A 10703-nucleotide genomic window follows, 5' to 3' on the forward strand; every position below is an offset into this window, starting at 1 on the left:
AATACAGGAGGGCACGTGGAAACGTTTGAAGCAGTAGTTCTTGGTGGCGGCATTGCCGGTCTTAGCGCGGCATATCAACTAACGAAGCAGGATATTCGCCCCTTGGTAGTAGAGCAGCGCGGCAGCTGTGGGGGGTTACTGGTAGGAGCCGATTTCGAGGGCGTTCGCGTGGATCTAGGTGCCGAATCCTTTGCCGCTCGGGCCACCGAGGTGCGCGAGCTGTGCCAGGAGTTGGGCCTAAAAGAGGTCGCCCCCACCGGGTCGTCGTGGATCTTCGCCCCTGACGGGCAGGGTCAGGCCACTCGCATTGCCCACGGCGTGCTAGGGATTCCCGCCAACCTGGAAGATCCGGCACTGGAGGCGTTGACTGCCGACGAGCGGGCGCGGTTGGAATTAGACCTCACCATGCCTGCCGAAGTGGGCGCGGATGCGAAGACGTTGGACATCCTGGTGGCCACTCGCATGGGTGAAGCCGCACTAGAGAAACTGGTTGCCCCGGTTGCGGGCGGTATCCATTCAGCCCCACTGAATCAGTTAGCCGTGGACACGGTTGCTCCCGGCCTGCGCAAGGCACTGTTAGAGACCGGATCTTTGGTAAAAGCCGCTGCCAAGCTGCGCGGCGAAAAGCCCGGCAAGCCCGCCGTCTATTCCATCGAGGGCGGCATGTTCCGCCTTCCCGAAACGCTGCTGGCCAAGCTCACCGAAGCGGGAGCGCAGGTAGCCACCCACACGCGTGCCCAGGCAATCGCCCAGGTAGAGGGCGGATTTGCGGTAACTGTACACGACACCAAGTCCGGCAAGACCGGCCCCGAAGATGCGGGAAATGAGCGCACTATTTTGGCGAAACGCCTGGTAGTGGCCGTCGATTCGGAGCCCGCACTGAAACTGCTAGCCGGCATCGAACCGTTGACGCAGATTGTAGAAGGGTGGCAGGTTCCGCGCGGGGCGGATATGTGCGGGGTTACCCTGTGCGTGCGCGATGAGCGTCTGGATCAGGCCCCACGCGGATCGGGCATGCTGGTGGCCGCCCCCACCACCGATAACCCTGTCACCTGGGCGAAGGCGCTGACCCATTACAGCTGCAAGTGGCAGTGGGCCGGTAGCGAACTGGCCGAAAAGGTTGGCGCACACACCCACATCTTGCGGCTGAGCTACGGCCGCCGCGGCGAGCAGCCGCGTTCGCATAGCGTCCAGGAGGCAGTGGCCGACGCCGCGATCCTGCTTGGCTTTGAACCTGCCGAAGTGATCGACGGGAAAGTCATCCACTGGGGGCAGGCGATCGTGCCGCACACCCCGGAACACCGCGAGCGCGCCGCCGCCCTCAAGAAAGCTGTCGCCGACGTGCAGTCGCTGCAGGTAGTGGGCGCTTGGGTGGCGGGCACCGGCCTGGCCGCTGTTGTTCCCGACGCGCTGAAAGGTGAAGAATGATTCGGTTAGGAACGCGTGGCTCGCAGCTGGCTCGCACCCAATCTGAGGCGGTGGCGCAGATGCTGCGCGCGGTCGGCTTGGAAGTGGAACTAACCATTATCCGTACTGACGGGGATCGGATGGCGGGGTCTTTAGCTCGCCTTGGTGGGGTGGGCGTGTTCGCTGCCGCTTTGCGCACGGCGCTATTAGAGGGCGAATGCGACCTGGCAGTGCATTCTTTCAAGGATCTACCTACCGCCCCCGTAGAGGGCTTGGCCATTGGGGCGGTTCCGAAGAGGGCGCCCCTGGCGGACGTGTTCTGCGGTCCTTCCACCCTGGCGCAGCTACCTGAAGGGGCCACTGTGGGCACGGGGTCACCGCGCCGGGCCGCTCAGGTACGTGCGTTGCGCCCCGACTTGAAGGTAGTAGACATTCGCGGCAATGTGGGCACGCGCCTGGCCCGCCGCAAGCAGCAGGGCGGAGACCTGGACGGGGTTGTCTTGGCAAAGGCTGGCCTGCAGCGGCTAGACAGGCTAGATGCGGTGAGCGAAGAATTTTCGCCCGAGCAGATGGCCCCTGCTCCCAGCCAAGGCGCTCTGGCGGTCGAGTGCAGGACGGCCGACGCGCCATGGACCGGGTCGTCGCCGCTGGCGGTTGCGCTGGGCATGATCGACGATCAGGCCTGCCGCAGTGCCGCTTTTGCCGAGCGGGCCGTGCTGGAAGGGTTGCAAGCCGGCTGCGCGGCTCCGGTAGGGGCATACGCGCAGGTGAGCGACGTCAGCGAGGGGAAGATGCACCTGAGCGGTGCCGTAATTTCGCTAGACGGCACCCAGAAGCTAACTGCCCAGCACACCTTTTCTGCCAGTCTACAGACGGTGCCCGAACGCGACCGGGTGGCCCGCCAGGCCGGCTTAGATGTGGCCTCACAGCTGCTAGAAAAGGGCGCGGCGCGGATTACCGATCTGCATGCCACTAAAGACCATCGCAGCCCCACCCACGACGAGCAGGCGCTGTGGGCTCCGGGAATCTCTGGTCCCGACGATCCGAACGCGGACGTATCCGCCTAGCATGCTTGCCGTCCTTACCGCGAGCAGCGACCGCGCCCTTGCCAGGGACCTGGCCCGCTTAGCCCCCTGCGAAGTGGCAGCAGCGCCGCTAACCGAGCAGGTCGGCCTTCCTTTCCGCCTGCCCGAACGGGACTTCGACTGGATTTTCTTCACTTCGGCCCGCACTCTGCAGTTCCTTGGCGAGGACGGGCGTGCCTCTGTGCGCAATTCTTCCGCCCGCATCGCCTCGGTAGGACCGGCGACCACGCGGGCACTGCACCGCGAAGGCTTGACTGCGGATTTGGAGCCGGCAAATCACAGTGCTGCAGGACTAGTAGCTTCGCTCATGCTGCTGTCCCGCCCAGGACAGAACGCCTGGTTGCCCGGCTCTGCCAAGGCGAAACCGACGTTGGCTACGGGACTTTCCAATCTCGGGATCACCCCCACCCGCACCGCGGTTTACGACACGATCCCCGTAGGCGAATTGCCAACCGAATATGAATGTGCGGACGTGGTGGCAATTACCTCCGCGAGCGCAGCATCCGCCCTAGCCGATCTGATGGTGCCAGCCCCGCCGGTGGTAACCATTGGGGCACCATCTAGAAAAGCCGCACTTGATGCGGGATTGACAGTGCTGGATTCTGCTACCGAACCCACAGCAGCAGGGCTCGCACAAAGTCTTGAAAGAGTCTCAAAAAAGTTTCATTAACTTTCATTAAAGCTGTGGTCCGGGATACCTTGTTCACATGCGTATGCGATTCCTTTCTACCGACTACCCCTCCCCTTTTGGAAAACTCACCTGCTATGCCGGGCAGAAAGGGCTTGCTGCAATCTACTTGGAAGGCCAAGAACCTCCACTTGAGCTTGGCCTATCTACTCCGATCACCCTGGAACACACGGCCACCCCGGCACGCCAGGCGCTAGAAGCGGCAAAGGTCCATTTCGCAGAGTATTTTGCTGGAAAACGCACCCGCTTCGACCTGCCCCTAGATCCCTCTGGCACCTACTACGAACGCAAAGTGTGGAAATCCATCAGCGCCATCGCACCGGGCCAATACAAGCGCGAAAGCGACATCTTGAAAGAAATCCCGATGACGGACGCAGCCTTGGCCGTATCGCACGCGGTGGAACGCTGCCCACTGCCCTTCGTCATCCCCACTCACATGGTGCGCACCAGCAATCCCCGCAAAACCATTTTTTCCCACGGCCGCGCATTGGCAAGCACGCTGCGGGCCGGAGAAACCTTCGTCGAGGCGATCCGCACCCTGCAGCAGAAATACCAGGTGCAGGCCGCCCCCGCCGACCGCGCGAGCGTGTGCGATAGCCGCCCAGTAGAGGAACTACTCTTCGCCCTCGGCGTGAAAAAGAGCACCGTGCGCACCAAATTTTCCACCCTGCTGGCCTACCTAGACCTCTCTGAAGAAGAATGGGGCCAGGCAAAATCCCTGGTAGAACACTACTTTGCCGACTATGCACAGAACCTGGGCGCCGGCCCGCTAGCGCACCTGGGCGTTACCATCGCCCCCCGCTCGTAGCGCCTACCGGGCGCGCTACCATGGCAGGGAAACAAACTGAAGGAGTCTAAATGTCACCGTTCATTCGCCCTCGTCGCCTGCGCACCACTCCCGCCATGCGGGCAATGGTTGCAGAAACACGAGTCGCCCCAGCCCAGCTGATGATGCCCGTCTTCGTGCGCGAAGGCATCAGCGAGCCGGTCGAAATCAAGGCAATGCCGAGCCAGTACCAGCACACCACGGACTCCATCAAGAAGCTGGCCGCCGAACTGGCAGAGGCCGGCGTGGGCGGCATCGACCTGTTCGGCGTGCCCGCAGATGAACAGAAGGACGAAACCGGCTCCATCGCGTGGGATCCAGAAGGCATCCTGAACCGCGGCATTGCCGCAGTGCGGGAAGAGGTAGGCGACGCCCTCGTAGTATGCGCCGACACCTGCCTGGACGAATTCACCTCGCACGGGCACTGCGGCGTTCTTACCGAGGACGGCAGGGTAGACAACGACCCCACTTTGGACCTGTACGCCAAAATGGCACTGTCGCAGGCCAGGGCCGGGGCGCACATGGTTTCGCCCTCGGGCATGATGGACGGGCAGGTAGAGGTCATCCGCCAGGCGCTGGACGAAGGCGGCTACCAGGACGTGTCGATCATGGCCTACTCCGCCAAGTACGCCTCCGCCTTCTTCGGCCCCTTCCGCGAGGCCGTCAGCTGCAACCTGAAAGGTGACCGCAAGACCTACCAGCAGGATCCGGCAAACCGCATTGAAGGGTTGCGCGAAGCGCTGCTAGACATTTCCGAGGGCGCCGACATAGTAATGGTCAAGCCCGCCTCCCACTACCTAGACGTCCTGGCCGACGTTGCCGGCGCAGTCGACGTGCCCGTCGCCGCCTACCAGGTTTCCGGCGAATACGCGATGGTCGAGGCCGCAGCCGCCAACGGGTGGATCGATCGCGAACGCGCCATCGACGAATCCATCGTCTCGATTGCCCGCGCCGGCGCAAACATAATCCTCACCTACTGGGCGCTGGAATACGCCCGCAGGGGCAAGTGAGCTGGTCTAAGGCTGGGGCGAATCCTTTCACAAAGGTGCTGCCGGGATACACGGCAGCCCGCCCCACCTACCCGGAGACTGCCCTGGCCGCCCTATTGCAGCACCACCCCCAGCAGGTGGTGGAACTGGGCGCTGGTTCGGGATCGCTAACACGGTTGCTGCTAAAACACGGCGTGCACGTTGCCGCAGTTGAAGCCTCCGAACCAATGTGCAAACAACTACGCCAGGACACTCCGGACGAATTCTTTACGACTGGTGCACTTAGCGTGCACTGCACCGACGCGCACCACACTGGGCTACCCGAAAAGAGCGCCGACCTAGTGGTCGCTGCCCAAACCTGGCACTGGCTTGACCACCAGAGCGCCTGCGCAGAAGCTGACCGGCTACTGCGCCCAAAGGGGCGCCTAGCCATCTTGTACAACCAGTTAGACGTGAGCGTGCCGTGGGTGTACCGACTGACTCGAATAATGAGGTCAGGGGATGTTCGCCGCGGCGACCCACCCCCACTTGCTGCCCCCTTTACCACTCCCACGCGCACCCAGATCAAATGGAACCGCACCGTCCACGCAGAGGACGTGATCGCCCTCGGGCGCACCCACGCCTCCTATCTGAATGCCAGCGAAAACTACCGAGCTAAGATGCAGAAAAATTTACTCTGGTATGTCTATCAACACATGGGACACTCGGCGGGAGCGACCATCACCCTGCCCTATCTGACAGACGTTTGGGTTACCAGCCGGTAACTACTCACTTCCCCTCCGACCAGGCAATATACGGCTCCAGAAGGAAAGGGAGGGGAATGTGAAGAAACTGTGCACCGTCGCTCTGGTGGAAGATCACCCACTCATGCGGCTTGGCGTAGAACAGATGCTAACCAGCGTCGAAGAAATTGTTTTTCTTGGTGGCTACCCCACACTTCCTAGCCTGCTCAACGACGTGCAACCAGACATAGTGCTGCTAAACCTTAGGTTGAACGACGATTCGACACCTAGCGACAATGTTGTTGCCGCCCGCGCCGCAGGCTGCCAGGTACTCATCTACACCTCGGCCGACGATCCCTACCTGGTGCGCACCGCATGCCAGGCCGGGGCGGTGGGCGTAGTGCGCAAATCTGACTCTCAAGACGAACTAGTACAGGCACTCCTGGCACTTGCCAACGGCTCTGAGGTGGCGGGACTAGACTGGGCCGCCGCCATAGACTCAGACGAACACTTCATCACCTCGGTGCTTACCGAAACTGAACGCGACGTATTAGCCGAGTACGCCTGCGGACTGACCTCACAGCAGGTGGCCACCAAACTGTCTCTCTCCCTGCACACAGTGAACACGTACGTGCGCAACATTCGCATCAAATACCAGCAGGCAGGCAGACATGCGGATTCGCGAGTCGACCTATACCTGCGCGCCGTAGAAGATTCGGTCGTGCCAGCAACGGCTTGGCAACACCATGATCAATCCTGAGGCACACGCCAGCGAAATCCACCTGAAACGCCTGTTACTGCTGATTGTTGGCATCTCCGGCCTCTATTTCACCCTAGTTTCAGTACCGCTTGTGGGCGGGCAGATTGACGGATCCGATCGGGCTATGTCGCGCCTACTGGTCACAGTCATCGACGTACCCATGCTTATGTGCCTAGTGGCCGCCTGCGCGGCCATGATTACCGATAAGCTGCACCCAGAGTCGAAAACGATTCCCGTCTGGCAGAGGATAATGGATGCCAGCGCGCGCATCTCCGCATTCTCTACCAGTATCGCCTGCGTGGCCGCCCTCATCTACGGGATCAACCCAGAAAACGATCTGTTCTCGATGAGGCAAACCTCTAATCCCCTCCCCTTCATCCTGCACGGGGCTGCCCTGAGCTTGATGTACACAATGCTTACCCTTCGCAAGTGGGTGCTCCCACTGGTAGGGGCGCAAGCATTCCTGGCCTTCTGCGTGCTGGAACGGTACACCGCAACCCCGGCCAGCCTAGCGCTGATCTTCGTCATCTACGGGGCCCTAATCGCTAGCCCCTACCTTCTGGCCGAATGGGTGGTGGTCCGGGGAATAGCACTGCACACCAAGACGCTAGACGACACCCTGGCCCGCCGCGCCAAGGTAGCGCACCACGAAGATCTAGCCGCCACCAACGCCCGCATCAACGCCCTAGTACACGACTATGTGATCGCGGTTGCGGTGACCGTCGGGCGCGGCATCAAGGGCGAGGGCGAAAAGGTAGCGCAGGCAGCAAAGCGCGCTTTAGAGGTGATCTACTCAATTGCCCCGGCAGACCAAGAAACGGTATAAAGTGACAGCTCCCGAGCCATTTTGAACCTGCCCGAAAGGTTGGACGCGAACCACCTTTTCTGGATCCTTTCAAACGAAGCTATTTCGCGCGGATTCACCTTTCACATCGCCTCCCTACTGCCCACCTTCTTTACTGGACAATTGACCTTACTAACGCGCCGAGTTTTTCGCCGCCCCATCATGTTCAACGGTTCCGCCAGCGCCGATCTGATCCTGGCAGTGCGCGAAGCAATGCGCAACGTAGAAAAGCACACACGGGCCACCAAACGGCAGCTGATTTTGCGCGCCCACCCGTGGCGGAATTCCCAGTTCTCAATCACCATCCAGGACAACGGGCCCGGATTCGATCCTGCCAAAGCGGGGATGGGCATATTCACCTCGATAGTCTCGCGCATCGAGCGGATCGGCGGCAAAGTACAAATAGAGACGGGACATGGCAGAGGCACCGCGGTACACCTATTCCTTTCTTACGGGAATATGGCTGCCTCCGGTTCCACCCGCACCCTGCGACTCGAAGGCTCTACCCCCACCTTCACCAAGGTGCTGCAAGCCTTCACCACCCACCTCCTTCTACTTCCAATCCCCGTGGTGGCAGCCGTAGCCGGCTACCTATTCTCTAAGCCCGACACCAACCCGTTTTTGCAGGCACTAGCCACTACGTGCGTTATCATCCCACTCCTAGCCATTGCGCTTTCACCTGCCCAATTCCCCAAAAAGTGGCTGCTTTCCCTGTTCGTCCCCTGCTACGTGGGCGCTCCATTGCTAACCGTGTTAGCGGGTTCTACCTATCACCACACGGGGGCAGGCATATACCCCTACACGGTGATGATCGTACCCACCATGTGGTTGGTAATCCGCGACCGCAAACTGATGGCCTGCATTCTGTCCGCACTAGGGTGTATATGCACCATCATCCCGTACGCCTACCTGGGATATTTCACGCACGCGCTACTGTGGGCGCTGGTTCACACCGGTGGCATGTTTATCTTCTTCCTGCTGACGAAGTACTCCATTGACGGAGTATTCATTTCCATTCAGGCGCACGAAGAAACCCAAGCCCTATTGAAGAAACGCGGCACAAACGCCCTCGAGATCATCCAGTTGCGTCGCCGCCGCTTTGAAGCCGTACGCACCGAAGTGGGCAGCTTCCTTTCTAGGCTCGCCGAGGGCGAAGACCCAACACTACTACAGGACCAAGCGCGAGTAGTGGAAAATCAGCTGCGCGATTCTATTCGCGCAGCCGGACTGATGGTACCGCCACTGGTGGGAACCGTGCGAGCCGCCCGCATGCGTGGGGCACACATTCGCCTAATGGACGACTCGGCAGGTAGAAGCGATCTTAGCGAGTTGATCAAGATCGCGAATGACCAGATCAGTAAGACCGGCCCGGACGACACAGTAACGGTGCGCGCACTACCGCCTGGACGCTCTTACACCGGCACGGTCGTGGTAAACGGAAACGTAATGCAGGCTGGCGGGCACAGCTGAGCACCTAGGCAAGGGCAAAGACCCGGGGGAAATCAGGGTTCTCCCCGGTAGCAGCCTATTTCCCGTTCTGACACCATTGCATTATGAGCGAGAACTTCGACCATAATCAGCCAAATCAGAATCTAGGCGGTGCGGGTCAGGGCTTCAACAACGGCCCGGGCTTTCCCGGTTCCGGCGGCCCCTACTACGGCCAGCAGCAGAATCCAGGCCGAAGCAAGCGGCCTTTCCTTTGGCGCAGCCCTACAAACAAGTGGGCCGGAGGGGTGTGTGGCGGTCTAGCCGAAAAGACCGGCATTGATTCAGGACTAATACGCCTAGGCTTCCTGGTTCTGTGTTTATCATGGGGCTCCGGTATCATCCTCTACATAGCTGGTTTAGCCCTTCCCGAACGGGACTGGTAGTAACAGAAAAGCGGGCCTGCCCCCGGTGGGAAACCGTCTGCGCAACCTGCGGGCGCGGGGGTAAGTGAGACAATAAGGTCATGACTACTTCAAAAGACGCATTTACAAGGGCCCAAGTAGCAATCCCCGGCGGGGTCAACTCGCCCGTCCGCGCCTTCGGCGCCGTAGGCGGAACACCCCGTTTCATCCGGAAAGCACAGGGCCCATACGTGTGGGACGACGAGGGCAACAAATACGTCGACCTGGTGTGCACCTGGGGACCGTCACTACTAGGACACGCCCACCCCGAAGTAATCGAGTCCGTCCGGGAAGCCGCAAAAAACGGCCTCAGTTTTGGCGCCCCCACCGACACTGAAACGGCATTAGCCAACGCCATTACTGCGCGCGTACCCGCAGCCGAGAAGGTACGCATGGTATCCACTGGCACCGAAGCCACCATGACCGCTATCCGCTTAGCCCGCGGATACACGGGCCGCGACATGATCGTAAAGTTCGCAGGCTGTTACCACGGACATTCAGATGGGCTGCTAGCAGCAGCCGGGTCAGGCGTTGCCACGCAGGGACTTCCCGGGAGCGCGGGCGTTCCCGCCGGCACCACCGCCGACACCATTGTGCTGCCCTACAACGACGCGGATGCTCTTCGCGAAGCGTTCACAAAATACGGGGACAATATCGCCTGCGTGATCACCGAATCCTCTCCCGCCAACATGGGCATCGTGCCGCCAGTTGCCGATTTCAATCAGGTGATCCGCGAAGTTACTGCGAACGCGGGCGCGCTGATGATCATGGACGAGGTACTTACCGGCTTCCGCGTTTCTGGTGCCGGATTCTGGGGTTGGGAGGCCGGTTACAAGCCTGCCCTGCCCGCAACTCTTCCCGAGGCTGCACTTGAGGGCGCGGATGCGCGCGGGCAGTGGGTGGAAGAGCAGTTGAAGGGAGCAAGCTACAGCCCCGACATCTTCACCTTCGGCAAGGTAGTCGGCGGCGGCATGCCGCTGGCCGCACTTGGCGCGAGGGCGGAAGTGATGGATTACTTGGCTCCGCTCGGCCCCGTCTACCAGGCGGGTACGCTGTCGGGTAACCCGTTGGCCACCGCTGCCGGGCTCAAGACTTTGCAGCTTGCTGACCAGGGAGTTTACGACCATGTGGACAAGGTTTCTGCCCAGCTGCAGCAGGCGTTGCGGGACTCCTTAGAAGCCGAGGGCGTGCCTTATACGCTCAACTCCGTAGGTAACCTATTCAGCCTTTTCATGGGACAAAATGTGGCTGCGGGGGTGCGCAACTATGACGAGTCTAAGTCGCAGGACGAAGCGCGCTACACCGCGTTCTTCCACGCGATGCTCGATGCCGGAGTGGCGTTGCCGCCCTCGTGCTACGAAGCTTGGTTCCTTTCCGCTGCACATGACGAAGAGGCCATGAACGTCATTTTCGACGCAATCCCCGGCGCAGTCCGGGCAGCTGCCCAGGCCAAGTAAGTAACCGCGTTTCTACCCCTACCTTTCGCTGCCAGC

11 protein-coding genes are annotated in these 10703 nt (G+C 60.8%); all 11 read left to right on the forward strand.

The features are described 5' to 3' along the window. Nucleotides 1-15: 15 nt before the first annotated feature. The 11 genes from AC1EKG_RS08035 (at nt 16) to hemL (ending at nt 10667) form a co-directional block, all read left to right on the forward strand. Entirely contained in the window at nt 16-1428 is a 1413-nt protein-coding gene (locus AC1EKG_RS08035) for a protoporphyrinogen/coproporphyrinogen oxidase (protein WP_004807905.1), read from the forward strand. Further along, nucleotides 1425-2474, forward strand: a complete 1050-nt coding sequence (hemC, locus tag AC1EKG_RS08040) for a hydroxymethylbilane synthase (RefSeq protein ID WP_004807903.1) — start codon at nt 1425-1427, stop codon at nt 2472-2474. Before AC1EKG_RS08035 ends, hemC begins: the two co-directional genes overlap by 4 nt. Before the next feature lies 1 nt (nt 2475). Then, complete coding sequence (locus AC1EKG_RS08045; protein ID WP_004807902.1) at nt 2476-3162, forward strand: uroporphyrinogen-III synthase; 687 nt, start codon at nt 2476-2478, stop codon at nt 3160-3162. A gap of 37 nt (nt 3163-3199) precedes the next feature. After that, a complete protein-coding gene (locus tag AC1EKG_RS08050) occupies nt 3200-3988 on the forward strand; it encodes a methylated-DNA--[protein]-cysteine S-methyltransferase (RefSeq protein WP_004807900.1) in 789 nt (262 codons plus the stop codon). A gap of 50 nt (nt 3989-4038) precedes the next feature. Continuing rightward, the gene (hemB, locus tag AC1EKG_RS08055; RefSeq protein ID WP_004807898.1) at nt 4039-5016 is read left to right on the forward strand and encodes a porphobilinogen synthase; all 978 of its coding nucleotides are present in this window, start codon (nt 4039-4041) and stop codon (nt 5014-5016) included. Continuing rightward, nucleotides 5013-5759, forward strand: coding sequence for a class I SAM-dependent methyltransferase (locus tag AC1EKG_RS08060; protein WP_004807896.1), 747 nt, complete (start codon nt 5013-5015; stop codon nt 5757-5759). The genes hemB and AC1EKG_RS08060 overlap by 4 nt, the downstream gene beginning before the upstream one ends. A 58-nt stretch (nt 5760-5817) precedes the next feature. Further along, nucleotides 5818-6477 carry a LuxR C-terminal-related transcriptional regulator gene (locus AC1EKG_RS08065; protein WP_481067811.1) on the forward strand — a complete coding sequence of 220 codons (660 nt, stop codon included), beginning with the start codon at nt 5818-5820 and terminating at the stop codon, nt 6475-6477. Further along, the gene (locus AC1EKG_RS08070; protein WP_070424915.1) at nt 6464-7303 is read left to right on the forward strand and encodes a hypothetical protein; all 840 of its coding nucleotides are present in this window, start codon (nt 6464-6466) and stop codon (nt 7301-7303) included. Before AC1EKG_RS08065 ends, AC1EKG_RS08070 begins: the two co-directional genes overlap by 14 nt. A 141-nt stretch (nt 7304-7444) precedes the next feature. Then, nucleotides 7445-8791: an ATP-binding protein gene (locus AC1EKG_RS08075; RefSeq protein ID WP_141740494.1), complete on the forward strand. Its 1347-nt coding sequence runs from the start codon at nt 7445-7447 to the stop codon at nt 8789-8791. Nucleotides 8792-8874: 83 nt separating this feature from the next. Continuing rightward, nucleotides 8875-9192 carry a PspC domain-containing protein gene (locus AC1EKG_RS08080; RefSeq protein ID WP_070424913.1) on the forward strand — a complete coding sequence of 106 codons (318 nt, stop codon included), beginning with the start codon at nt 8875-8877 and terminating at the stop codon, nt 9190-9192. An 80-nt stretch (nt 9193-9272) separates the two neighbouring features. After that, the gene (gene hemL / locus AC1EKG_RS08085; protein ID WP_070424912.1) at nt 9273-10667 is read left to right on the forward strand and encodes a glutamate-1-semialdehyde 2,1-aminomutase; all 1395 of its coding nucleotides are present in this window, start codon (nt 9273-9275) and stop codon (nt 10665-10667) included. The last annotated feature ends 36 nt before the right edge of the window (nt 10668-10703 follow it).

This window comes from Winkia sp. C0117E2 (assembly GCF_056590455.1).

What these genes read in the sequence shown, in the direction of transcription:
- AC1EKG_RS08080 (WP_070424913.1), top strand. Translation starts at nt 8,875, where the DNA reads ATGAGCGAGAACTTCGACCATAATCAGCCAAATCAGAATCTAGGCGGT.
- AC1EKG_RS08050 (WP_004807900.1), top strand. Translation starts at nt 3,200, where the DNA reads ATGCGTATGCGATTCCTTTCTACCGACTACCCCTCCCCTTTTGGAAAA.
- AC1EKG_RS08045 (WP_004807902.1), top strand. Translation starts at nt 2,476, where the DNA reads ATGCTTGCCGTCCTTACCGCGAGCAGCGACCGCGCCCTTGCCAGGGAC.
- hemB (WP_004807898.1), top strand. Translation starts at nt 4,039, where the DNA reads ATGTCACCGTTCATTCGCCCTCGTCGCCTGCGCACCACTCCCGCCATG.
- AC1EKG_RS08070 (WP_070424915.1), top strand. Translation starts at nt 6,464, where the DNA reads ATGATCAATCCTGAGGCACACGCCAGCGAAATCCACCTGAAACGCCTG.
- hemL (WP_070424912.1), top strand. Translation starts at nt 9,273, where the DNA reads ATGACTACTTCAAAAGACGCATTTACAAGGGCCCAAGTAGCAATCCCC.
- hemC (WP_004807903.1), top strand. Translation starts at nt 1,425, where the DNA reads ATGATTCGGTTAGGAACGCGTGGCTCGCAGCTGGCTCGCACCCAATCT.